Genomic DNA, 24,647 nt, shown 5'->3' on the forward strand with positions numbered 1-24,647 from the left:
TCCGGACGATTAAGGAGCTGTGTCATGCGTTGTAACCCTAAATTCCTTAACCTGGTGTTGTTAAACGGTGAACCTGAGGAGAAGCTGCGTGCCGCACGCGCCGCCGGTTTTGATCAGGTTGAGATCTGGCGCGACGATGTGCAAGCCAGTACGCCACAGTTAGCGAAGCAGTTGCAGCTTGGCTTCACCAATGTGCAGGTGCTGCGCGATTTCACCGGTGCACCGGATCGCGACCGCCAGCAAAAACGCGAAGAGCTGCGTCAGTTCATTCAGATTGCCCAAACCATCGGCTGCGACACCATTCAGGCACCGGCCAGCACGCGTGAAGATTGTGTGGCGGCGCGTATTGATGAAGATTTACGTTGGATGGCATCGGAAGCCGCGCGCTACAACATGCGCATCATGTATGAGCCGATGGCGTGGTGCAGCGTAGATAACACGCTGCCGCTGGCGTGGGAACGCTTGCAACGGCTGGACCAGCCGAATATCGGTTTGGTGGTCGATCTGTTCCACATCTGCGCGTTAGGCGGCGATGCGTCGCAGCTGGATGGCATTCCCGCTGACCGTATCTACGAAGTGCAGCTGTGCGATATGGCCGACATGCCACCGCAGGATAAGCAGCCGCTCAGCGAGTACGCGCGTCACCAGCGCCTGTTGCCGGGCGATGGCATCATCGAAGTGGAACGCTTTGTCGATAAGCTGAAAAGTGCCGGTTACAGCGGGCCGGTCGGCATTGAAGTGTTCAACGATAAGTTGAAGGCGCAGCCAGCAGACGTGGCTGCGCAAAAAGCGTGGCAGGCGTTAAATCGTTACTGGCCTTAATCCTGTAAACATTGCGCAATAAAACCGGCGGCATCCATCGCACCCTGCGATGAAATGGTGTGGCCGGTTGCCGCTTCATAACGCGCTTCCACCGTCACGCCAGCCTGCTGTAAACGTTGCTCCGCCGATACGCTTTCGCTAAACGGAATCACCTCATCGGATTTGCCGTGAATCAGCAGCGCAGGCGTATACGGCTGCGGCGTTAGTGCGCCATCAAATGCCAGACGGCCGGAAAAGGCCACCACGCCAGCCAGCGGATAACGGCCCGACGCCAGCGCATCCAGCGCCATGATCGAACCCTGCGAAAAGCCCACCAGAATCACTCTGTCCCACACATCCGCCATGCCGTGCTGCGCCATCAGCTGCTGCAGCGTGTTATCAAAGGCCGCGCGCGCTTCACGCACGCGCGCCGGGCGGTTTTCGGGCGTGATGCCGGTCAGGCTAAACCACTGATATCCCATCGCGTGTTCAAAAGGATAGGGCGCATTCGGCGAGGCAAACGCCACATCCGGCAGCAGGCGAGCCCAATGTTCGCCGAGCACCGCGAGATCATCGCCGTTGCTGCCGACGCCATGTAAAAAAATCACTAACGCTTTTGCCATCGCCCTGTTCCTTATAAATCGTAGGCCGCCATATCCGGGCCAACCGGCACAATGCCGTTGGGATTCAGCGCTTTAATTGAATAATAGCCCTGCTTGATGTGATCGATATTCACTGTCTGACGCACGCCAGAGACCGAAAGCATACTCTTCAGATAACGATCGAGCAGCGGATAGTCGCGCAGGCGGCGCAGGTTGCATTTAAACAGGCCGTGATAGGCGGCGTCAAAGCGCACCAGCGTGACGAACAGGCGAATATCCGCTTCGGTTAAGCGCTCGCCGAGCAGGAAAGTGCGGCCATCCTGCAAACGCAGCTCCAGCTCATCCAACTGGCTGAACACATCGTTGAATGCCTGCTGATAACTCACCTGCGTGGTAGCAAAACCGGCGCGATAGACGCCGTTATTCAGGCGCGGATAGATCGATTCGTTTAGCGCGTCGATCTCAGCGCGCAGATCCTCGGGATAAAGATCGATGCGATCGTCCGCCAGCGCGCCAAAGCCGCTGTTCAGCATGCGCAGGATATCGGCTGACTCATTATTGACGATGGTTTGCGTCTTTTTGTCCCACAGCACCGGCACGGTGGCGCGGCCGGTGAAATCGGCATCGGCACGGGTGTAGAGTTCGTGAAGGTATTCGGCTTTATTCAGCCAGTCGCGATCCGCGCCAGGATAATCACCGAAGCGCCAGCCTTGCGCGCCGAGCTGCGGCTCAACCACCGACACGCTGATGACCTTATCCAGCCCTTTCAGACTGCGCGCCAGCAGCGTGCGCGAGGCCCACGGACAAATCAGCGCCACATAGAGGTGATAACGATCCGGCTCGGCAGCGAATGCGCTGGAACCATCTGCACTAATCCAGTGACGAAAACTGGAGGTCTGGCGCACAAATCCGCCTTGTTGATCGGTGGCTTGCACCGGATGCCACTCTGCACTCCACTTACCGTTTACCAGCATCGTCTTCTCTCCTCAGTGTTGATGAAGTGAGCATACAGCGCTGCTGGTTAGGCGATAATCCGGGCAAAATGGCTTTCATTGCTTCCAAAATGGAAGGAATTAGCCGGGCGGATGGTGCTGGAAATGGGCGGCGAGGAAATCGATCAGCAGCCGGGTTTTCTGCGCCAGATGACGCGCCGGCGGATAGAGCGCGAACAGGCCCATGGGCGGCGTGGCGAATTCCTCTAATAGCGAGACGATTTCACCGCGCTGCAGGGCGGGCGCGGCAATAAAACCTGGTAGCCGCGCAATGCCCAATCCGGCGATCGCTGCTTGCAAACAGGCTTCGGTATTGGAGAAACAGAGACGACCGCGAATCGGCATGCTGACGCTGTCGCCGCACGGTGTCACGAACGGCCAATGCCAGGGATCGCGGAAGTTGGTATCGCTGATGCACTGATGAGCCGCCAAATCGCGCCAGTGCTGTGGCGTGCCGTGTTGCAGCAGATAACCGGAAGACGCCGCCACGCGGATCGGCACATCGCCGAGGCGGCGCGCGATTAGGCTGCTGTCATCAAGCTTGCCGATGCGGATCGCCATATCAAAGCCTTCATCGACAATGTTAACTGCACGATCGGAGAAGTTCACGTCGAGTTCGATCTGCGGATAATGACGCGCGAACTCCACCAGCACGCTGGCCAACACCGCAGTACCAAAGGTGCCGGGCGCGCTGATCTTCAGGCGGCCGCTCGGCGTAGTGGCGCTGTCGCGCACCGTAGCATCCAGCGTATCAAAGGCTTCGAGTAGCGTTTTTACCCGTTCGTAATAGGCGCGACCGATTTCGGTGGGCGAGAGCGCGCGCGTGCTGCGTTTAAACAGCTGCACGCCGAGTTCCTGCTCCAGCCGGGAGACCAGTTTCGACGCCTGGCCGCTGCTGGTACCGAGGCGTTCAGCCGCACCGGCAAAGCTGCCGACTTCCAGCACGGCGACAAACATGCGGTCACAATCGAGGCGATCCATGAACATTCCAGCTGACGAGAAAATCGTAGGGTGCGGCCTGCGGGCCGCCCGTGTCAAATTCTGCACTGTGCATTTGGGGTGCAGTTCATGACTGGCAACCCTACAAAATCGCGCCGGTCCGCTGTGGATAACCGCCGCACCGGGCTAGACGGTCGGGGAAGGGAAATCGAAGCAGAACGCAGTCAGACTGGTGCAGGAGTAACGAACGATGACAAAGCTGGAAAAACAGTTGCTGAGCGCATTAAAGCAGCTACAGCAGGACTATTCGCTGCGGATGAGGGAGTGGGACGCCGCCTTAGGGGAATTGCAAACGATGTTTGGCACTACGCAACGGATGTTATGTTCGATTCACCCGCGAGGCTGTCTGATCTAAAGACCATTTTTCAATAAAGTAATTCAGGTGTGAAACTAATGGGGTATGATTAACCCCCATTAACCCTATAAACCAAATGGAATTGGAATGGAGATAGTTGGCGATAACACCTGTGTAACCAGCGTTGTACCCAAATCTAAAACCGTACTGTGCCGGGGTAAACCCCGGAAATACTGGATGGAGTTGCAGTTTGTTGATGAAAACAACGTGCCGGTTTCCGGACTGAACGTCAGTCTTGAATATCATCCTCTGGCTACGGCTGCGGAGGTGGCTGCGTCAAAACGGTTTGGCAAAGACGGCTACGATCCGACGCCTCCGCCAAATCCGCCGGTCGGCGTCACCGACAGCCAGGGCCTGGTGCGGTTTGATAACCTGTACTGGATCGGCGTTAACGTAAAAGCTGACGGGCAGCAGCTGGCTGACGAGATGGAGCAGCGCCCCTTGGGCGTCAGGCGCAACCCGAACAGCCATCCGGAAAGTAAAAACCGTTCCAGGCCGGCCACCCGGGATCTTACATGGCAGTCAGACGTGCAGAAAAAGGCGGATGCGGCCGGCCAGCGGCACCACTACGTGACAATCGGTCAGCTCTGCGACCGGCTTCCAGTGATTGATAACTGTAAAGAGAATGAACCACCCCGGTTTCATTTCCCCAGCGGCGATGTGATGAAAGGGACGCCGATTGCGCGGGAAGGCCTGGATCAGCGACATGTCATCGAAGTCTGTCCATTCCGGGCGTGGTCGCTGGTGCTGCACGACACGAAAGATTACTCGCTGGCGAACGGCTATAACCTTGGGGTGATGGCCGATATGGCCTACGCAAAGGGCGGTGATACGGTCATAAAACAGTTCTTTTTTGAACAGTGTCTGGATCTGTCCCGCACGCCCGAATACATCGACTTTCCGTCGTTTTCTCAGGCTCTGGTCGTTGACGTGCCGTTCAGTCAGCGTTATACCGCTGCTGAATTCCTGGACTCCAGTCAGCTCAGGGAGGGCGCTGCTAATCGTCCGTTGCTCGACAGCACGCAGCTTTTTTACGTGGAAAACGCGGAAAAGGTGGTGGTGTCATGGCGGGGAACCCAGGAGGCTCCTGACTGGTTCGTCGATTTGTCTTTTTCGCCGCAGCGCTGTCCCCCTGAACTTTCGGAGGCCGGTCATATTCACGGCGGTTTTTTGGATGCTTACCGGCTGGCTAAGGAGCGGTTTGGAGATAAGTTTAGCGATATCAAAGGTATCTTGGATAAAGGTAAGAAATTATACATCTGCGGGCACAGCCTTGGTGGGGCTCTGGGGCTGATCTATGCGGCGGAGATGAAGGCTTTTGAACCGCTCCTTTACACCTACGGTATGCCGCGCACCTTCACCGCAGACGCGGTAGGCCGCCTGTATCAGGTGACCCATTACCGGCACGTCAACGACAGCGACACCATCACCAGCGTGCCGTTTGATGCCAATCTGGACAACTGGCTGTACGGCAAGTTTGGGCCTCTCGGCGCCACGTTAGGCTTTTTCTGGACTCTGACCACCGAACTGCCGGCGCAGATGGGAGGGCTGTATATCGGGGAACACTACTGGCACCACGGCAAGCCGGTGGTGTTCTTCCGCACTACCCAGACCGGTTCATTCGAAGAATGCAGGGTGATGATGAATCCGAATACGTGCAGACGGCTGAAATACAGCCAGCAGTACAAGGTGAAGCTGTTCCTCGTTCCGTCAATGGCAGAGACAGAAAGCGAGGAGGCGAAAGAGGCGCAGGAGGCGTTTATCAGCGAGTTTCCGATGGCCGATATTCAGAAGATTTTCCCACGCAATACCAACCCCGCTTTTGACCACGCGAGCAACCCCGCCCGGCACTCGATGGTGAAAGAGTACCTGCCGTTTCTGAATAACCAGCTGCTCGAGATAGCTGATCCGGAGCGGAAGCTAAGCCGTAAAACGTACAGGGCCGACTTCAGGCAGCAGATGGACACATTCGGTGACAGCTCTCCCCCGGAGGAGCTGAAGCGAAACCGGATGTTCCTGGCCCTGCAGGATATGGTGGGGAATTCGCTGATTATTACCCGAAAGTATCCTGGCGGAGAAAATGCTCTCATTCGTTTCAAATCGGTTGCGGAGGAAGAAGTTGAACTGTCTAACTAAAACGCTCGCGGCGCTTTTTCCGGCAATTGCAATGTTGCCGCTGAGCGGCTGCGCCAGTCGTCTGGACTATACGCTGAACCCTCCTGTGAGTAACGATTGGGTGACTGTGACCGTAAAATTACCGCAGGAAACGGAGGCGCTGCCGCTGGATGTTTTGTACCGCTCAGAGACGTGTCGGAAAGAGGTCTATGACAATACCTCCGAGTCGCATATGGCTACCGTCAGGGGGGTTAACCCACAACTTGTCTCTCTCAGTCAGACGGACAGCAGTGGCTACCGGGAAGCGAAGATAGCCCTGAATGGCGGAGGCAAATGTGGCTGGAAGCTGAGCGGCATACGATTAGGGATACAGCTATCAAAAACATCTGCTTTAGCAAATGGAAAGAACATCATATCGACAAGTTATGTCTTTGATTTCGATGATGAAGGATACCGTAATGCATTTGGGTACGGTAACCCCAAAAACGTGGTGGGAAACTTACGGTTTGAGACTGATTTTTTCCCTTTGATTCAGTCTCATAGGGATGGTGAGATGGTAATTACACTGTTCGGGGGAGATATTCGTGATGAAAAATGGAAAAGGTATTATCGCGTTTCCAGCATTAGTAAAATAGTGATCGAGCCGAGTATTCATATGTCGAAGGTCGTGAGAGTCGTTCCTCCAAACTCGCTTCCCGGCGATCTTATTGCAACTTATCCTGATGGTAGTACAGGGATACTTCCGTACATCTATCCAGATTATGAAAAATTGTTGTCGATGAAATGAATAGCTAGTTAGGCTTTTTCTGGACTCTGACCACCGAACTGCCGGCGCAGATGGGAGGGCTGTATATCGGGGAACACTACTGGCACCACGGTAAGCCGGTGGTGTTCTTCCGCACTACCCAGACCGGTTCATTCGAAGAATGCAGAGTGATGATGAATCCGAATACGTGCAGACGGCTGAAATACAGCCAGCAGTACAAGGTGAAGCTGTTCCTCGTTCCGTCAATGGCAGAGACAGAAAGCGAGGAGGCGAAAGAGGCGCAGGAGGCGTTTATCAGCGAGTTTCCGATGGCCGATATTCAGAAGATTTTCCCACGCAATACCAACCCCGCTTTTGACCACGCGAGCAACCCCGTTCGGCACTCGATGGTGAAAGAGTACCTCCCGTTTCTGAATAACCAGCTGCTCGAGATAGCTGATCCGGCGCGGAAGCTCAGCCGTAAAACGTACAGGGCCGACTTCAGGCAGCAGATGGACACATTCGGTGACAGCTCTCCCCCGGAGGAGCTGAAGCGAAACCGGATGTTCCTGGTCCTGCAGGATATGGTAGGGCATTCGCTGATTATTACCCGAAAGTATCCTGGTGGTGAAAATGCTCTCATTCGTTTCAAATCGGTTGCGGAGGAAGAAGTTGAACTGTCTAACTAAAACGCTCGCGGCGCTTTTTCCGGCAATTGCACTGTTGCCGCTGAGCGGTTGCGCCAGTCGCCCGGATTTTACCATTAATCCGCCCGCCAGCACGGAGTGGGTCACTGTGGCTGTGAAATTGCCTCCTGAGACGGAAGTGATCCCAATGGACGTCTTGTACCGATCAGAGACGTGTCGGAAAGAGGTCTATGACAACACCACTGAGTCGCATGTGACTACGGTCAGAGGGCTGAATCCTCAGCTAGTGACTTTGCAACCTCATGGAAACAGTGATATCCGACAGGCGCGAATCGCCGTTTATGGGGGAGGAGAGTGTAAGTGGAAACTCAGTGCTATAAGGATTGATATACAGCTTAAAGGGAATATTCCGTTAGCTTCGGGGAAACATATTATTCCAACAAGCTATGTTTTTGGTTTTGATGATCAGGCTTATGGAAGCGGAGAAGGTTCCGGCAGAAAGCGGGAAGCTCATGGCGATATTACGTTAAAAACTGAGTTATTTCCTATGATCACTTATCATCGCGACCATGAAGTTACCTTGAAATTATTTGGTGGTGATCCTGATTATCTGAAGTGGAGTCGACATTACAGACTTTATGGTTCGAGGAATATAACTATTAATCCATTATTATATCTGACAAAAACAGTAACTTTGACGCCACCAAATCCGGCACCAGGCGATCTCACGGCCACTTATTCTGATGGAAGTACTGGGAAAGTTAAGGACATCTATCCCGATTATAACAAGCTACTTTTGATGAAATAGTTGCTTGTTTATAATTCTGAAAAGGATCTTCTAAAGATCCTTGTTTTCTGCGCGTAATCTCTTGGATTGAACCCGTTCCCGTACACATTCAGTGCGCTGCACCTTTTCCCACGCGGGAAAACCTGTTGAACTAGGCGCCTGCTTTCATCAGGCCGGGAGCCGTGAATGTCTTTGCTACATCTGTCGTCGCTGGCGGAGATCTCCGCCGTCGAATGGGATGCGCTGTTACCTGACGATCAACCGTTTTTACGCCACGCATTTCTCTTGTCACTTGAAGAGAGCGGCAGCGTGCGGCCCGAAAACGGCTGGCAGACGGATCACCTGCTGTGGCGCGAAAACGGCACGCTGCGTGCCGCGATTCCGGGCTATCGCAAACGCCATTCGCGCGGTGAATATGTGTTCGACCATGCGTGGGCGGATGCCTGTCAGCGCGCCGGTATTCCTTACTATCCGAAATGGCTGGGCGCGATTCCGTTCAGTCCGGTGACTGGCGCACGCCTGCTGGGCGATGAAGAAGCGGTGCTGAAACTGCTCAGCGTGCTGCCGGATAACCTCTATCAACACGGTCTGAGCGGCGCGCACATCAACTTCACCACGCCGTTCGCCAACCACATCATGCAGCAGCAGCCAGACTGGCTGGAGCGCCTCGGCTTGCAGTATCACTGGCATAACAAAGGCTACCGCGATTTTCAGGATTTCCTCGACACGCTGATGTCGCGCAAGCGCAAACAGCTGCGCAAAGAGCGTGAGCAGGTGATGAGCAGCGGCTTTGAATTCAGCTGGTATCGCGGCGATGAGCTGCGCGAAGATCAGTGGGATTTTGTTTACACCTGTTATGCCAACACTTACGCGGTGCGCGGCCAGCGGCCCTATCTGACCCGCCACTTCTTTAGCCTGCTGGCGGAGCGCATGCCGCATTCGATTCGCGTGGTGATTTCCTCGCTACAAGGGCAACCGGCAGCGATGGCGTTCTGCTTAATGGACGGCAGCACGCTGTACGGCCGCTATTGGGGCTGTCTGGCGGAGTTTGATCGGCTGCATTTTGAAACCTGCTTCTATCAGGGCATGGATTTCGCCATCGCGGAAGGTGTGCAGCGTTTTGATGCGGGCGCGCAGGGCGAGCATAAGCTGGTGCGCGGCTTTGAGCCGCACATTACCCACTCGTGGCACTATCTGTGTCATCCCGGCTTGCGCGATGCGGTGGCGGATTTTCTGCTGCAGGAACGGGAAGGCGTGCGCGGCTGGGCGATTGAAGCGCGCGACGCCTTACCGTATCGGCGTGGAGATTAATCCGCGCCGACAAAACCGCCGGTCTGATGCTGCCACAGGCGCGCGTAAAGTCCGCCGTGCGCCAGCAGTTCGCGGTGGTTGCCCATCTCGACAATCTCACCCTGCTCCAGCACCACCAGACGATCCATTTTGGCAATAGTGGAAAGACGGTGGGCGATAGCAATCACCGTTTTACCCTGCATCAGCGTTTCCAGGCTCTCCTGAATCGCCGCTTCCACCTCGGAATCCAGCGCCGAGGTGGCTTCGTCCATGATCAGAATCGGCGCGTCCTTCAGCAGCACGCGCGCGATGGCGATACGCTGACGTTGACCGCCCGACAGCTTGACGCCGCGCTCGCCCACGTGCGCATCCAGCCCGGTGCGGCCTTGCGGATCAGAAAGCAGCGGAATGAACTCGTCGGCGCGCGCGCGGATAATCGCCGCCTGCAACTCCTCTTCCGTCGCATCCGGACGACCATACAGCAGGTTTTCGCGAATTGAGCGATGCAGCAGCGACGTGTCCTGCGTGATCATGCCGATTTGTCCGCGCAGGCTTTCCTGCGTCACTTCAGCGATGTTCTGATCGTCAATCACAATACGGCCGCTGTTGATGTCATACAGCCGCAGCAGCAGATTCACCAGGGTGGATTTACCGGCCCCGGACGGGCCAATCAAACCGATCTTCTCGCCCGGCTTGATGTTGAGGTTGAGGCGATTGATCACCTGACGACTGCCGCCATAATCAAAGCGCACATCCTCAAAACGAATCTGGCCGCGCGTCACCTGCATGTTTTTCGCATTCGGTTCATCCTGCACGCTCAGCGGCTGCGCGATAGTATTTAGGCCGTCCTGCACCATGCCGATGTTTTCGAAGATGCCGTTCACCACCCACATGATCCAGCCGGACATGTTCACCAGACGGATCACCAAACCGGTCGCCAGCGCAATCGCGCCAACGCTGATCAGCGACTGGCTCCACAACCACAGCGCCAGGCCGGAGGTGCTGACAATCAGCAAGCCATTCAGCGTCGAGAGCGTGATATCCATGGTGGTGACCATGCGGCTGGCGTGCTGGGTTTTGTCGGTTTGCTCCTGAATGGCTTCGCGCGCGTAACGCTTCTCCAGATCGTTATGCGAGAACAGTTTGATGGTGGCGATGTTGGTGTAGCCGTCGACAATGGTGCCCATCAATTTCGAGCGCGCTTCCGATGACACCACCGAACGCTGTTTAACGCGCGGCACAAAGAAGCTCAGCGACACGCTGTAAGCCACAATCCAGATCACCAGCGGAATCATCAAGCGCCAGTCGGCTTCGGCGAACAGCACCAGCGAGGTCACCGCGTAAATCACCACATGCCAGATGGCGTCCACCAGCTGTACCGCCGAATCACGCAGCGAGTTACCGGTTTGCATGATGCGCTGGGCAATGCGCCCGGCAAAATCGTTCTGGAAGAAATTCAGGCTTTGACGCAGCACGTAGTTGTGATGCTGCCAGCGGATCATGCTGGTCATGCTCGGGTTAATACTTTGATGCACCAGCATATCGTGCGCAGCAATCACCACCGGCCGCAGAATCAGCGCGACAAAACCCATCCACAGTAATATTTGCCAGTTATCGCTGAACAGCGAGGCGGGCGTCGAGTGATTAACCAGGTCAATGATGCGGCTGAGATAGCTGAACAGCGCCACTTCGATCAGTGCTTGTGCCAGCCCGACAATCAGCAGCGCGACAAAGCTCGGCCACACCTGACGCAGATAGTAGAAGTAGAACGGCCAGACGCTGGCGGGTGGGGAATCGGTTGGCGCATCCTGGAAAATATTGATAAAACGTTCAAAACGGCGATACAACATAGAATCACTCTTCCCGAAATGGTGAGAGTTAACAGCTTAGTGCAAGTGAAAAGGGATTACCGATATGGATTTACACATTCGCGGTCGTGAGCCGGGCGATGCCGCCGCCTACCAACGCCTATACAGCCATCCTGACGTTTATCGCTGGACCACGCAGTTGCCGTGTCCGAGCATAGCGACCTGGCAGAAAAAATTCGAAAAGATGGATGAGCTGGGATACATCGGCTTTGTTGCGGAGATTGAGGGTGCGATGGTCGGTGAGCTCACGCTGTTTGTCGAACAGCGTCCGCGTACGCGTCACAGCATTAGTTTTGGTATCAGCGTCGATCCGGCGTTTGGCGGGCGCGGCATTGGTGAAAAGCTGATTCGCCACGCCATCGATTACGCCTACAACTGGCTCGGCATCATGCGCATTGAGCTGGAAGTGTTTCACGATAACGAACGCGCGCTGCGCCTGTATCAAAAGCTGGGCTTCGAGCGCGAGGGCGTGAAGCGCAAAGCCTGCCTGCGCGACGGCGAATATCACGATATCGTGCAGATGGCTAAACTAAAAAACTGATGGGTTTTGCGCAATAAATTGCGCCGCTACGGAATTGTGCACGCATTCGTAGCGGTGCGATTCATCGCTCGCGTTTGACCTTTTACTGACTCTTCTCAACGTACTTCTGCATATTCTCTTTGGTCACCAGCTCGAACGGGATCCACACGTGTGAATCCACTTTCTCGCCTTTGATCAGCTTCTGCGCCACATCCACCGACGTTTTGCCCTGGCCGACCGCATCCTGGAAAACCGTGACCTGAATTTTGTCCTGCGACAGCGCTTTCAGGCCGTCTGGCGTAGCATCGATACCGCCAATCAGCACCTTTTTATTGCTTTTAGCCAGCGCCATGGCCGCGCCTATCGCCATCTCATCGTTATTAGCCGCAACGATATCAATCGCTTCATCGTTGCCCAGCCAGCTATTCATCAAATCCATGCCTTCATTGCGCGCGTAGTTGGCGGGCTGTTTCTGTACCACTTTCATGCCGGGATATTTCGCCACCACTTGCTCAACGTCTTTGGTGCGTTGCAGCGCACCGGCGTCGGTCAGGTTACCGATCATGATCGCCACATTGCCTTTGTAGTTAGCCATTTTCGCCAGCGCTTCCATCTGCAAGGTGCCGGATTCACGCTCGTCGGAGCCGACAAACACCACGCCGGCCGGCAGCGATTTATCGCCCGGCGTGCGGTTGACGTACACCAGCGGAATTTTTGCCTGCTGCGCCAGCCTGGTGAGCTGCGGCGTGCTGGCGGAATCGACCGGATCGACGATGATCGCATCCACGCCCGCACCGATAAAACTCTGCACCTGATCGGTCTGACGTCCGACATCGCCGCGTGCATCTTCAAACTGGATATCGAGTCCACGCGCTTTGGCTTCTTTATCAATCGACTGACGAATAATGGTGAGGAAGTTTTGATCGAAGTAGGCCATCGACACGCCAATTTTTTCCGCCAGCGCCGATAGTGACGTCGATAGCAGGCCGAGCAACATCATCGCCTTGAGGATTTTCATCGCAGACTCCAGAGTAAGCTTGTTATTAGAATGAATGTTTCATCGATATTAAAAATGGCTCAATGAAATCATTTTCAGCCTACGAGCCCGCCACCCGGCTGACAATCAGCAAGGTTGGATTTTGCAGCTAAGCGCACACTTTGCTCTCGGGTGCGTCTTACTTTGCGCGCTCATAGTTGCACTGCGAAGGATTTTCTTAGAGTTGGCGCACATTGCGGTGCAACAGCCTGCTGATTTTTGAGGTTCTGTGCAGCACCGCACCTCACCTTGTGCCAGCGGCTAAATCTGGCGCTATTTTGCGCCGTCGATTCCGCCATTCGCACAATGACCGTGGGTGAAACTGCTTTCTATAGTTGCTCAACAGGGAAATAAAGCGGTATTCCGGCATGTTTCATTTGAGGAATTCAGCCCATGCAAAAAGCCAATCATCGTCCACAGAACAGCCACGTACGTATTGGGATCCTTTGCCTGATCCTGTTTCTTTCCGTAGTGGCGTATGCCGACCGCTCGATCCTGTCGATCTCAGGATCGGCGATCAAAGATGAGTTTGGACTTTCGGCGATCCAGCTTGGCCTGATCCTCTCGGCATTTAGCTGGGCCTATGTGATCGGCCAGATCCCCGGCGGCCTGTTTCTCGATCGTTTCGGCACTAAAAAAGTGTATGGCGTGACGCTGGCGCTGTGGTCGATCTCCACGCTGCTGATGGGTTTTGTCGGCGAGTTCTCTAGCGGCATGACCATGGCGCTGACGCTGATGTTTGCGCTGCGTTTCGCGCTGGGCCTGATTGAAGCACCAAGTTTTCCCGCCAATGCGCGCGCGGTGATCATGTGGTTCCCCAGCGCTGAACGCGGCCGTGCTTCTTCACTCTTTGCCTCGGCGCAATATTTTGCCGTCGCCATCTTTTCGCCGCTTTCCGGCTGGCTGGTGTCGCGCTTCGGCTGGGAATGGCCGTTCTTTGTGCTGGGCGGCATTGGCGTGCTGGCAGTGTTTGTCTGGATGGGCTTAATGCGCAGCCCGCGCCATCATCCGCAGGTCTCGGAAAATGAATTGCGCTACATTGAGCAGGGCGGCGCGCTGGTTGATATCGATTCGGCACAAACGCTAAAAGCGCGTCCGCCGTTGAGCAAAGCAATGTTCAGGAAGCTGCTCAGCAACCGCATGCTGTGGTGCGCCTATATCGGCCAATATTGCATCATCGCGTTGAGCTACTTCTTCATCACCTGGTTCCCGATCTATCTGGTGCAGGCGCGCGGCATGAATATTCTTGATGCCGGTTTTGCCACCATCGCACCGGCGGTATTTGGTTTCCTCGGCGGCATCAGCGGTGGCTATATCTCCGACAAACTGCTGGCAAGCGGCTGGAGTTTATCCTGGGCGCGTAAAACGCCGTATATCGTCGGCATGCTGATGGCGGCATCGCTGGTTCTGGCCGCGGTGATCCCCAGCAACGTCGGCATTATCGCCATGATGTCGTTCGCCTTCTTTGGCAAAGGCGTGGCGGCGGGCGCCGGAACCTGGACGATTGTCAGCGATACCGCACCGAAAGAAGCGGTTGGCCTGGCGGGCGCGATTTTTAACGGCATCGGCAATATGGCGGGTTTTATCACGCCGCTGCTGTTTGGCATCATCGTCGGCTTGACCGGCAGCTACAGCATCGGGCTGGTATTTGTCGGCGCGCATTGCGTGGTCGCCGCACTGCTGTTCCTGCTGGTGATGGGACCGATTGAACGTGTTGGTGAGGAGCAAAATTCCGCAGCCTCTTATGAAAAGCAGGAGAAGGAGGAAGGCATTAAAGCGGTTTAATACTTGGATCATATTTTTTTGGAATCCCGATCTGAAATTCGTTATGATGTTAAGTATTGCACTTGAGCACAGTGCGTGAGTGCAATAAATTGCCTGCCATGTTTACATTAGGTGTGGCGGCAGATGAAGGGTTCAATTCACAGTTTCAGGGATGATTGGCTGCGATTATTTTTTGTTTATGCAACGCCGCATAAGCATATCCCGGCCATGATTGAGTCCGCATTGGCGCGCAAGCTCGACATCATCCATGCCGCAACATCGCATCATGATTTGCGTTCACCACCGGGTAATCGCTTTGAGGCCTTAAGACCTCCGCTATTGGGATATTATTCAATACGGATAAATGAGCAGTATCGACTAATTTTTCAATGGGTTAATGGCACGGCAAGAGATCTCTATCTCGATCCACACACTTATCGTAAACACCGCTAGCAGCCACTTGTGGCCAACTGCTAACCGTTAAAGAGAAGCAACAATGAAACAGGCGATGCGTAAACCGACCAGCGTTGGCGATGTTCTGCAGTACGAGTTCCTCGAGCCGCTTAACCTCAAAGTGAATGACCTGGCAGAGATGTTGAACGTGCACCGCAATACAGTCAGTGCATTGGTGAATAACAACCGTAAACTGACCACCGAAATGGCCTATAGGCTGGCAGCTGTTTTCGATACTTCAGTCGATTTCTGGCTGAATCTGCAGCGCCATTTGGATCTATGGGAAGTGGAAAACGATGCCAGAACACAGGAAGAGTTGAGCAGGGTAACGCCGTTAAGTGCCTTTCTGGCGCAACGTTCAGCGGTTGTAGCCTAAAATCATGGTCGCCATAAATGGCGATCCAACGACGTAAAATTCGCATTTATACGCACCCCTCTCGCAAACCTCACCGATCGCACAAATCCACTCTGAAGATTTTTTGCTCAGCTGCCGATACCTCCTTACCACCCACTGATATTAAGGAGCGATATCGTGATAAAGCTGATTAATGTTGACGAACTGCGGCAGGGAATGTTTATCCACAAACTGGAGGTTTGGTGGGTCAAAGATAAGCGCATTCGCAACCAAATGCTGATCACTGATAAACGCCAGATCGCGATGATCCGCAATGAGGGGATCCTGCAGTTATGGATCGATCTCGACAAATCGGTACAGGCACCCGTCACGCCTGCGCCGAAAAAAGAGATTCCTCAAACCCCGTTTTTCCAGGAGATGGATCAGGCGCAAAGCATCTTCAATCAGGGGAAACCGCAGGTGCTGGCGATGTTTAACGAGGCGCGCATGGGGCAAGGCCTCGACCTCGATTACACCCTTGATCTGGTTGATCAAATTGCCGGTTCGATCACCCGCGAACCCACGGCGCTGCTGAGCGTGGCGCGCCTGAAGAATCACGACGATTACACCTATCTGCACTCAATGGCGGTGTGCGGTTTGATGATCTCGCTCGGCAAAAAAATGGGCCTCGATGAGCATCAGCTGCGGCGCGTTGGTATGGGCGGTTTGCTGCATGATGTGGGTAAAGCCGCGGTGCCGCTGGAGATTCTCAACAAACCCGGCAAGCTCAGCGATGAAGAGTTCACCGTGATGCGTCAGCATCCGATTGTGGGCGCGCAGATGCTAATGGAAGCCAATGCCGGTGAAGATCTGCTGGATATCGCACTGCATCACCATGAAAAGTATGACGGCAACGGTTATCCGCACGGACTGAAAGGCGACGAAATCTCACTGTATGCGCGCATGGCATCGGTGTGCGACGTCTATGATGCCGTTACCTCGAATCGTCCTTATCGCCAAGGCTGGACGCCTGCCGAAGCGATGCACAACATGTTGAGCTGGCGTGGCCATTTCGATAATACGCTGTTGCACGCCTTCGTACGCACCATCGGCATTTATCCGGTGGGATCGCTGGTGCGACTGGCTTCCGGGCGCGTGGCGCTGGTGGTACAGGCGGGAGAAAAATCGCTGCTCAAGCCCAAAGTGCATGTGTTCTGGTCGCTGCACGCGCAGCGCGAAGTAAAACCGGAAGCGCTCGATCTTGGCGACAGCTTCTGCACCGACAGCATCACCGGCGCGGAAGACAGCGGCTTATGGCAGAACATCGATCTGAACCGCATCTGGGCGTTAGAAAGCGCTTAATTCTTCACCATTTTTATACTTTATTTACGCCCGCTTCCCGCCTTTTTACCTCTTCTTTATGCCGCGCCGCGCATGCTTGCAGCACTACCAAAATCCTCTGGAGGTTGCTGTGAGCGTGGGCGTGATAGCCGGCATCGTGCTGGTGTTTGTTCTTCTGGGCTACCTGATTTATGCCCTGCTTAATGCGGAGGCATTCTGATGGCGGCGAATGCATTCATGCTAATTGCGGTGTTTCTGCTGGTACTGATGGTGCTGGCACAACCGCTGGGACGTTATCTCGCCCTGTTTGTGGCTGACAAGCCGCTGCTGCCGCGCACCGAAGGCGCGCTGTGGCGACTGGCCGGTGCCGACGGCGATGCCATGCGCTGGCCGCACTATCTGCTGGCGATTCTGCTGTTTAACGCGCTGGGTTTTGCCTTGCTGCTGCTGATGTTGATGACGCAGGCTGCGCTGCCGCTGAACCCGCAGCATCTGCCTAATCTCAGCTGGGATCTGGCGCTCAATACCGCCATCAGCTTCGTTACCAACACCAACTGGCAATCCTACGCTGGGGAAAGCACGCTGAGCTATTTCAGTCAGATGGCGGGCCTCACGGTGCAGAACTTTCTGTCGGCGGCGACCGGTATCGCCGTGGCGTTTGCGCTGATTCGTGGTTTTGCCAACCGTTCGCTGGATACGCTCGGCAACGCATGGCGTGACCTGACGCGCATTACCCTTTACGTGCTGCTGCCGATCAGCCTGGTTATCGCGTTGTTCTTCGTCAGCCAGGGCAGTATTCAAACCTTCGAGCCTTACCATGCGCTCACCACGCTGGAAGGCGCGCAGCAGACGCTGCCGCTCGGGCCGGTGGCGTCGCAGGAAGCGATCAAAATGCTCGGCACCAACGGCGGCGGTTTCTTCAACGTTAACTCGGCGCATCCGTTCGAAAACCCGACGGCGCTGACCAACTTCGTGCAGATGCTGAGCATCTTCCTGATCCCGGCGGCGCTCTGTTTCACCTTTGGTCAGCATCTGGGCGATCGTCGTCAGGGCCACATGCTGCTGTGGGCGATGACCATCATGTTTGTGCTGGCGGTGATCGCCGTGATGTGGGCCGAACTGCGTGGTAATCCGCACTTCCTCGCGCTCGGCGCAGACAGCGCCATCAACATGGAAGGCAAGGAGACGCGCTTCGGCATTCTCAACTCCAGCTTGTTTGCGGTGATCACCACGGCGGCGTCGTGCGGTGCGGTTAACGCCATGCATGACTCCTTCACCGCGCTCGGCGGCATGGTGCCGATGTGGTTGATGCAGCTGGGTGAAGTGGTGTTCGGCGGCGTCGGTGCTGGCCTGTACGGCATGCTGCTGTTCGTGCTGCTTGGCGTGTTTATCGCCGGGTTGATGATCGGTCGCACGCCAGAGTACATGGGCAAAAAAATCGACGTATGGGAGATGAAGATGACCGCGCTGGCGATCCTGGTGACGCCAACGCTGGTGCTGCTCGGCACCGCGCTGGCGATGATGACCGACGCCGGTCGCGCCGGTATGGCCAATCCTGGTATTCATGGCTTCAGCGAAGTGCTGTACGCGGTTTCCTCGGCATCCAATAACAACGGCAGCGCCTTTGCCGGACTGAGCGCTAACACGCCGTTCTGGAACCTGCTGCTGGGCTTCTGCATGTTGGTGGGCCGTTTCGGCATCATCATTCCGGTGCTAGCGATTGCCGGTTCGCTGGCGGCGAAGAAAATTCAGCCAGTCGGCAACGGCACGCTGCCAACGCACGGCCCGCTGTTTATCGCGCTGCTGATTGGCACCGTCTTGCTGGTGGGCGCATTGACGTTCATCCCCGCGCTGGCATTGGGCCCGGTCGCGGAACATCTGCAATTAATTCAGGGATAACGGAATCATGAGTCGTCAACAACTGGCGCTGTTTGATGCGGCGCTAACCCGCGTTGCCATGCTGGATGCGCTGAAAAAACTCGATCCACGCGTGCAGTTCCGCAACCCGGTGATGTTTTTGGTGTGGATCGGCAGCGTGCTGACCTCGGTATTGGCGGTGGGCATGGCCAGCGGCGCGCTCAGCGGTAACGCGGGCTTTACCGCCGGCGTCGCCATCTGGCTGTGGTTCACCGTGCTGTTCGCCAACTTCGCCGAAGCGCTGGCGGAAGGGCGCAGCAAGGCGCAGGCCAACAGTCTGAAAGGCATCAGTAAAACCAGCGATGCGAAAAAACTGGCCGAAGCGCGCTACGGCGCAGCCTGGCACAACGTGGCGGCCGATACGCTGCGCAAAGGCGATGTGGTGCTGGTGGAAGCCGGTGACATCATTCCGTGCGACGGCGAGGTGCTGGAGGGCGGCGCATCGGTGGATGAGAGCGCCATCACCGGTGAATCCGCGCCGGTGATCCGTGAATCGGGCGGGGATTTCTCCTCGGTGACCGGCGGTACGCGCATTCTTTCCGACTGGCTGGTGATTCAGTGCAGCGTCAATCCGGGCGAAACCTTCCTTGACCGCATGATTGCGATGGTGGAAGGCGCGAAACGCCGTAAAACGCCGAACGAAGTGGCGCTGACCATTCTGCTGGTGTCGCTGACGATTGTGTTCCTGCTGGCGACCGCCACGCTGTGGCCGTTCTCAGCGTATGGCGGCACGCCGGTCAGCATCACGGTGCTGGTGGCGCTGCTGGTGTGTTTGATCCCGACCACCATCGGCGGCCTGCTGTCGGCCATCGGTGTGGCGGGCATGAGCCGCATGCTGGGCGCGAACGTCATCGCCACCAGCGGCCGTGCGGTGGAAGCGGCGGGCGACGTAGATGTGCTGATGCTGGATAAAACCGGCACCATCACGCTTGGCAACCGTCAGGCGACGCAGTTTCTGCCCGCGCCGGGCATCAGCGAACAGCAGCTGGCCGATGCGGCGCAGCTGGCATCGCTGGCCGATGAAACGCCGGAAGGGCGCAGCATCGTGGTGTTGGCTAAGCAGAAATTTAACCTGCGTGAGCGTGACTTGAGCAGCATGGGGGCGAGCTTCATTCCCTTCTCGGCGCAAACGCGCATGAGCGGCGTAAACGTGCAGGATCGTCTGATCCGCAAAGGCGCGGTCGATGCAGTTCGTCGCCACATTGAAGCCAATCATGGCCGCTTCCCGTTAGAAGTGAATGCCGCCGTGGAAGAAGTGGCGCGCGCTGGCGGCACGCCGCTGGTGGTGGCCGAAGGCGCGCAGGTGCTGGGCGTGGTGGCGCTGAAAGATATCGTCAAAGGCGGTATCAAAGAGCGCTTTGCCGAGCTGCGTAAGATGGGCATCAAGACGGTGATGATCACCGGCGATAATCCGTTAACCGCGGCGGCGATTGCGGCGGAAGCCGGCGTCGATGACTTCCTGTCGGAAGCGACGCCGGAAGCCAAGCTGGCGCTGATTCGTCAGTATCAGGCCGAAGGACGCTTAGTGGCGATGACCGGCGACGGCACCAACGACGCACCGGCGCTGGCGCAGGCCGACGTGGCGGTGGCGATGAACTCGGGAACCCAGGCGGCGAAAGAGGCCGGCAACATGGTCGATCTCGACTCGAATCCGACCAAGCTGCTGGAAGTGGTGCACATCGGTAAACAGATGCTGATGACGCGCGGTTCGCTTACCACCTTCAGTATCGCCAACGACGTGGCGAAGTATTTCGCCATTATTCCGGCCGCGTTTGCCGCCACCTATCCGCAGCTCAACATGCTCAACGTGATGGGGCTGCATTCGCCGAACTCGGCGATTTTGTCGGCGGTAATTTTTAACGCGCTGGTGATTGTGTTCCTGATCCCGCTGGCGCTGAAAGGCGTGAGTTATCGTCCGCTGAGCGCGGCGGCGCTGCTGCGTCGCAACCTGTGGATTTACGGTGCGGGCGGATTAGTGGTGCCGTTTATAGGTATTAAAGCCATCGACCTGCTGCTAACGCTGCTTGGTCTGGCTTAAGGAGAAGAGAAATGAGTCAGTTACGTCCGGCTATTGTATTGTTACTGGTGCTTACGCTGCTCACCGGCGCGGTCTATCCGCTGCTGACCACCGGTCTGGCGCAATGGTGGTTCCCATCGCAGGCCAACGGTTCGCTGATTGAGCAGGATGGCGCGGTACGCGGTTCCGAGCAGATTGGGCAAATGTTTAATCAGCCGGGCCACTTTTGGGGCCGACCTTCCGCTACCAGCGATGCGCCTTATAATGCGTTGGCCTCCAGCGGCAGCAATCTGGCAGGCAGCAATCCGGCGCTGGATAAAGCGGTAGCGGAACGCGTCGCCGTGCTGCGTGCGGCGAATCCGCAAGCGCCCAAAGCGGTGCCGGTGGAGTTGGTCACCGCATCGGCGAGCGGATTAGATCCGGATATTTCGCCAGAAGCCGCGTTGTGGCAGGCACCGCGCATCGCCGCCGCGCGCAAGATGGCGCTGAAAGATGTCGAGGCGCTGATTGTGCGCCACACCGAGCGCCCGCTGCTGCCGTTTGTTGGCGAAGAGACGGTAAACGTGCTGCGTCTGAATCTGGCGCTGGATGATTTACAAGGATAAACACCTCGCGCAATGCATTGCGCCGCTACGGTATATGCACACAATCGTAGCGACGCGATTTATCACGCTGTTTTTACGATGGACGATCGATGAACGACGAAATTGCCCGCCCCGATCCCGATGCGCTGCTGCTGAACCACAGCGACAGCCATCGCGGTAAGCTGAAAATCTACTTTGGCGCCTGTGCGGGCGTGGGCAAAACGTTCGCCATGCTGCAGGAGGCGCAGCGCCTGCGGGCGCAAGGTCTCGACGTGTTAGCCGGCGTGGTAGAAACCCACGATCGTGCAGAGACCGCCGCGCTGCTCAACGGGCTGGCGCTGTTGCCACGGCGTACCACCGGCCGTTCGCGCCACGCCGAATTCGATCTCGATGCCGCGCTGGCGCGCCATCCGGCGGTGATCCTGATGGATGAACTGGCACACACCAACGTGCAGGGTTCGCGTCATCCCAAGCGCTGGCAGGACATTGAAGAGCTGCTCGAAGCGGGCATTGACGTCATCACCACCGTTAACGTCCAGCATCTGGAAAGCCTGAATGATGTGGTCGGCGGCGTCACCGGCATTCAGGTGCGTGAAACCGTGCCCGATCCCTTTTTTGATAGCGCCGACGAAGTGGTGCTGGTGGATCTGCCGCCGGACGATCTGCGTCAGCGGCTGAAAGAGGGCAAAGTCTACGTCGGCGACCGCGCCGAACGCGCCATCGAAAACTTCTTCCGTAAAGGCAATCTGTTCGCGCTGCGTGAGCTTGCGTTGCGTCGTACCGCCGATCGCGTGGATGACCAGATGCGTGCCTGGCGCGATCGGCAAGGCCGCGACAAAGTGTGGCACACGCGTGACGCCATTCTGCTGTGCATCGGCGACGATACCGGCAGCGAAAAGCTGGTGCGCACCGCCGCGCGTTTAGCGGCACGGCTCGGCAGCGAATGGCACGCGGTGTATGTGGAAACGCCGCGCCTCAATCGGCTGCCGGAAGCGCGCCGTCGCGCCATTTTACGCACGCTGCAACTGGCGCAGGAACTTGGCGCTGAAACCGCCACGCTCTCCGATCCCGATGAAGCGCGCGCGGTGCTGCGTTACGCGCGCGAGCACAATCTCGGTAAAATCGTGACCGGCCGTCAGCCACAACGGCGCTGGCGGCGCGACAGCTTTGCCCAGCGCCTCGGCGAACTCGGCCCGGATCTCGATTTGCTGGTGGTGGCGCTGGATGAACCGGTGCGCGATGCGCCGCATCCGCTCAGCGGCCAGCGCGCCAGCAACGAAAAATGGCGGCTCTATCTGCGCGGCTGTGTGATGGCGCTGCTGCTGTGTATTTTGGTCACCGGCGTCGGCCGCTGGCTGCTGGTGGCGTTTGATCCCGCCAACAGCGTGATGATTTATCTGCTGGCGGTGGTGCTGGTGGCGCTGCGCTATGGCCGCTGGCCGTCGGTGTTCGCTACGGTGATCAACATCATCGCTTTCGACCTGTTCTTTGTCGCGCCTACCGGCACCGTCGCGGTGTCGGATTTGCAGTATCTGGTGACCTTCGCGGTGATGCTGGCGGTGGGCGTGATTGTCGGGAATCTGACAGCGGGCGTGCGCTATCAGGCCAAAGTGGCGCGCTACCGTGAACAGCGCGCGCGGCATCTGTATGAGATGGCGAAAGCGCTCGGCAGCGATTTGACGCCGCAGGATATCGCCACCACCAGCCAGCGCATCATCGATGTCACCCTGCAGGCGCGCAGTTTACTGCTGCTGCCGGATGAGCAGGGCGAGCTGCAAACCGTGGGCGATACCGCGATCGGTACGCCGCCGGATCTGGCCATCGCCAAATGGAGTTACAGCAAAGGCCAACCGGCGGGCGCGGGCACCGATACCTTGCCGGCGGTGCCGTACCAGATTCTGCCGCTGAAAAGTGGTAATCACTGTCGCGGCTTGCTGGTGGTGGAACCGGAAAACCTGCGTCAGCTGATGATCCCCGAACAGCAGCGTTTACTGGAAACCTTCACCGTGTTGATTGCTAACGCGCTGGAACGCATGGCGCTGTCGCACAGTGAGGCGGCGTCGCGGCTGGCCGCCGAGCGCGAGCAGCTGCGCAATGCGCTGCTGTCAGCGCTGTCGCACGATCTGCGCACGCCGCTGACGGTGCTGTTTGGTCAGGCGGAGATGCTGATGCTCGATCTCGCCAGCGAAGAGTCGAAGTATGTCGACCAGGCCAATCAGATTCGTGAACAGACGCTGAGTACTATCCGGCTGGTGAGTAACATGCTGGATATGGCGCGCATACAATCCGGTGGACTCAATCTGCGCGAAGAGTGGGTGGCGCTGGATGAGGTGATTGGCGGCGCGCTGAGCAGCATGGGCCCGTCGCTGAAGGGCCATGAATTTATCCTCGATTTACCCGAGATGGTGCTGATCAAAGGCGACAGCGCCATGCTGGAGCGCGTGTTTACCAATCTGATCGAAAACAGCCTGAAATACGCAGGCAACGCGGCGCAGCACGGTATTCGGGCGTGGCGCGATCGCGATCGGCTGGAGATTGCGGTGTGGGACAGCGGTCCCGGCATCGCGGCGGAGAACCTCACGCGTATTTTTGACAAGTTTGCGCGCGGTGATAAAGAGTCGGCGGTGCCGGGCGTCGGCTTGGGTTTGGCGATCGGTAAAACCATTATCGAATCCCATCGCGGGCGCATCTGGGCGGAGAATCGGCCGGAAGGCGGCGCGGTGTTCCGTTTGTCATTGCCGCTGCCCGCCGCGCCTGAAATTTCTGAAGAAGGGCTGAAATAACTTCACATAAGTTCGGTTATACTCGCCCACTTGTCTGTTGATTAATGGGAACTTATGGAACGTTTTATCGAAAACCTGATGTATTCATCGCGCTGGCTGCTGGCTCCGGTTTACATGGGACTTTCGTTGGGCCTGCTGGCGCTGACCATCAAATTCTTCCAGGAAATTTTTCACCTGTTGCCGCATGTCTTCAGCATTGCGGAGAACGATTTGATTCTGCTGCTGCTGTCGCTGGTGGATATGACGCTGGTCGGCGGTTTGCTGGTGATGGTGATGCTCTCGGGTTACGAGAACTTTGTCTCCAAGCTGGATATTGATGAGCACAGAGAGAAGCTGAGCTGGCTCGGTAAAATGGACTCCGGCTCGTTGAAAAACAAAGTCGCGGCCTCGATTGTGGCGATTTCGTCGATTCACCTGCTGCGTATCTTTATGGACGCGCGCAACATCGAAAACGATAAGCTGATGTGGTACGTGATTATCCACCTGACGTTTGTGCTGTCGGCCTTTGTGATGGGCTGGCTGGACAATATGTCGAAGGGGGATAAGAAAGCGGTGAAGATGTAGTTTGTGCGCGCTGTCCCTCACCCCAGCCCTCTCCCGCAAGTGTACAGTCCGGGGACATGGTGAACACTTGTTCGGGGACATGGTAGACACTTACAACTAAGGCATAAGAACCCGTTTATGGAGTCGCTTATGT

Annotated in this window: 23 protein-coding genes; 18 read left to right on the forward strand and 5 right to left on the reverse strand. The window is 56.6% G+C overall.

Annotated features, from left to right (window positions below):
• Positions 1-24: 24 nt before the first annotated feature.
• Positions 25-822, forward strand: coding sequence for a sugar phosphate isomerase/epimerase family protein (locus ACVLVH_RS22870; RefSeq protein WP_192236925.1), 798 nt, complete (start codon positions 25-27; stop codon positions 820-822).
• Here ACVLVH_RS22870 and ACVLVH_RS22875 read toward each other — a convergent pair.
• From ACVLVH_RS22875 to ACVLVH_RS22885, 3 genes are all read right to left on the reverse strand, one after another.
• Positions 819-1,424 (reverse strand): alpha/beta hydrolase, encoded by a 606-nt coding sequence (locus ACVLVH_RS22875; RefSeq protein ID WP_192415471.1) that lies wholly within the window; start codon positions 1,422-1,424, stop codon positions 819-821. The genes ACVLVH_RS22870 and ACVLVH_RS22875 overlap by 4 nt on opposite strands.
• 11 nt (positions 1,425-1,435) lie before the next feature.
• Positions 1,436-2,377, reverse strand: coding sequence for a glutathione S-transferase family protein (locus ACVLVH_RS22880; protein ID WP_192415473.1), 942 nt, complete (start codon positions 2,375-2,377; stop codon positions 1,436-1,438).
• A 99-nt stretch (positions 2,378-2,476) separates the two neighbouring features.
• On the reverse strand, positions 2,477-3,376 hold the full coding sequence (locus ACVLVH_RS22885; protein WP_110867690.1) for a LysR family transcriptional regulator: 900 nt from the start codon (positions 3,374-3,376) through the stop codon (positions 2,477-2,479).
• 208 nt (positions 3,377-3,584) lie between these two features.
• Between ACVLVH_RS22885 and ACVLVH_RS22890 the strand changes: the two genes are divergently transcribed.
• From ACVLVH_RS22890 to ACVLVH_RS22915, 6 genes are all read left to right on the forward strand, one after another.
• Complete coding sequence (locus tag ACVLVH_RS22890) at positions 3,585-3,749, forward strand: MbeD family mobilization/exclusion protein (protein ID WP_110867689.1); 165 nt, start codon at positions 3,585-3,587, stop codon at positions 3,747-3,749.
• A 177-nt stretch (positions 3,750-3,926) separates the two neighbouring features.
• Positions 3,927-5,885, forward strand: coding sequence for a lipase family protein (locus tag ACVLVH_RS22895; RefSeq protein ID WP_498950171.1), 1,959 nt, complete (start codon positions 3,927-3,929; stop codon positions 5,883-5,885).
• Positions 5,869-6,651, forward strand: a complete 783-nt coding sequence (locus ACVLVH_RS22900) for a hypothetical protein (protein WP_192415477.1) — start codon at positions 5,869-5,871, stop codon at positions 6,649-6,651. Before ACVLVH_RS22895 ends, ACVLVH_RS22900 begins: the two co-directional genes overlap by 17 nt.
• Before the next feature lie 50 nt (positions 6,652-6,701).
• Positions 6,702-7,298: a hypothetical protein gene (locus tag ACVLVH_RS22905; RefSeq protein ID WP_192415479.1), complete on the forward strand. Its 597-nt coding sequence runs from the start codon at positions 6,702-6,704 to the stop codon at positions 7,296-7,298.
• On the forward strand, positions 7,282-8,064 hold the full coding sequence (locus ACVLVH_RS22910) for a YajG family lipoprotein (protein ID WP_192415481.1): 783 nt from the start codon (positions 7,282-7,284) through the stop codon (positions 8,062-8,064). The genes ACVLVH_RS22905 and ACVLVH_RS22910 overlap by 17 nt, the downstream gene beginning before the upstream one ends.
• 165 nt (positions 8,065-8,229) lie before the next feature.
• Positions 8,230-9,354 carry a GNAT family N-acetyltransferase gene (locus ACVLVH_RS22915; RefSeq protein WP_192415483.1) on the forward strand — a complete coding sequence of 375 codons (1,125 nt, stop codon included), beginning with the start codon at positions 8,230-8,232 and terminating at the stop codon, positions 9,352-9,354.
• Here ACVLVH_RS22915 and ACVLVH_RS22920 read toward each other — a convergent pair.
• Complete coding sequence (locus ACVLVH_RS22920) at positions 9,351-11,183, reverse strand: ABC transporter ATP-binding protein (RefSeq protein WP_110867683.1); 1,833 nt, start codon at positions 11,181-11,183, stop codon at positions 9,351-9,353. The genes ACVLVH_RS22915 and ACVLVH_RS22920 overlap by 4 nt on opposite strands.
• Positions 11,184-11,247: 64 nt before the next feature.
• Between ACVLVH_RS22920 and ACVLVH_RS22925 the strand changes: the two genes are divergently transcribed.
• Positions 11,248-11,742 carry a GNAT family N-acetyltransferase gene (locus ACVLVH_RS22925; RefSeq protein WP_137386714.1) on the forward strand — a complete coding sequence of 165 codons (495 nt, stop codon included), beginning with the start codon at positions 11,248-11,250 and terminating at the stop codon, positions 11,740-11,742.
• Positions 11,743-11,824: 82 nt separating this feature from the next.
• Here ACVLVH_RS22925 and ACVLVH_RS22930 read toward each other — a convergent pair whose 3' ends face one another.
• Positions 11,825-12,739: a sugar ABC transporter substrate-binding protein gene (locus ACVLVH_RS22930; protein ID WP_192415485.1), complete on the reverse strand. Its 915-nt coding sequence runs from the start codon at positions 12,737-12,739 to the stop codon at positions 11,825-11,827.
• A gap of 411 nt (positions 12,740-13,150) precedes the next feature.
• Between ACVLVH_RS22930 and ACVLVH_RS22935 the strand changes: the two genes are divergently transcribed.
• From ACVLVH_RS22935 to ACVLVH_RS22980, 10 genes are all read left to right on the forward strand, one after another.
• The gene (locus ACVLVH_RS22935) at positions 13,151-14,542 is read left to right on the forward strand and encodes an MFS transporter (protein ID WP_192415487.1); all 1,392 of its coding nucleotides are present in this window, start codon (positions 13,151-13,153) and stop codon (positions 14,540-14,542) included.
• Positions 14,543-14,665: 123 nt separating this feature from the next.
• Positions 14,666-14,974: a type II toxin-antitoxin system RelE/ParE family toxin gene (locus ACVLVH_RS22940; protein WP_101762747.1), complete on the forward strand. Its 309-nt coding sequence runs from the start codon at positions 14,666-14,668 to the stop codon at positions 14,972-14,974.
• Between the two features lie 43 nt (positions 14,975-15,017).
• Positions 15,018-15,350, forward strand: coding sequence for a HigA family addiction module antitoxin (locus tag ACVLVH_RS22945; protein ID WP_101762746.1), 333 nt, complete (start codon positions 15,018-15,020; stop codon positions 15,348-15,350).
• Positions 15,351-15,506: 156 nt separating this feature from the next.
• Entirely contained in the window at positions 15,507-16,670 is a 1,164-nt protein-coding gene (locus ACVLVH_RS22950) for an HD-GYP domain-containing protein (RefSeq protein WP_192236933.1), read from the forward strand.
• 109 nt (positions 16,671-16,779) lie between these two features.
• The gene (gene kdpF / locus ACVLVH_RS22955; protein ID WP_081113208.1) at positions 16,780-16,869 is read left to right on the forward strand and encodes a K(+)-transporting ATPase subunit F; all 90 of its coding nucleotides are present in this window, start codon (positions 16,780-16,782) and stop codon (positions 16,867-16,869) included.
• A complete protein-coding gene (gene kdpA, locus ACVLVH_RS22960; RefSeq protein WP_137386709.1) occupies positions 16,869-18,548 on the forward strand; it encodes a potassium-transporting ATPase subunit KdpA in 1,680 nt (559 codons plus the stop codon). Before kdpF ends, kdpA begins: the two co-directional genes overlap by 1 nt.
• A 7-nt stretch (positions 18,549-18,555) precedes the next feature.
• Entirely contained in the window at positions 18,556-20,604 is a 2,049-nt protein-coding gene (kdpB, locus tag ACVLVH_RS22965; RefSeq protein WP_192415489.1) for a potassium-transporting ATPase subunit KdpB, read from the forward strand.
• Between the two features lie 11 nt (positions 20,605-20,615).
• Positions 20,616-21,188, forward strand: a complete 573-nt coding sequence (gene kdpC, locus ACVLVH_RS22970) for a potassium-transporting ATPase subunit KdpC (protein WP_192415491.1) — start codon at positions 20,616-20,618, stop codon at positions 21,186-21,188.
• Positions 21,189-21,277: 89 nt separating this feature from the next.
• Positions 21,278-23,950 (forward strand): two-component system sensor histidine kinase KdpD, encoded by a 2,673-nt coding sequence (kdpD, locus tag ACVLVH_RS22975; RefSeq protein ID WP_192415492.1) that lies wholly within the window; start codon positions 21,278-21,280, stop codon positions 23,948-23,950.
• A gap of 54 nt (positions 23,951-24,004) precedes the next feature.
• On the forward strand, positions 24,005-24,514 hold the full coding sequence (locus tag ACVLVH_RS22980) for a TIGR00645 family protein (RefSeq protein WP_101762740.1): 510 nt from the start codon (positions 24,005-24,007) through the stop codon (positions 24,512-24,514).
• Positions 24,515-24,647: the final 133 nt, after the last annotated feature.

Source organism: Kluyvera sp. 1366 (assembly GCF_054823405.1).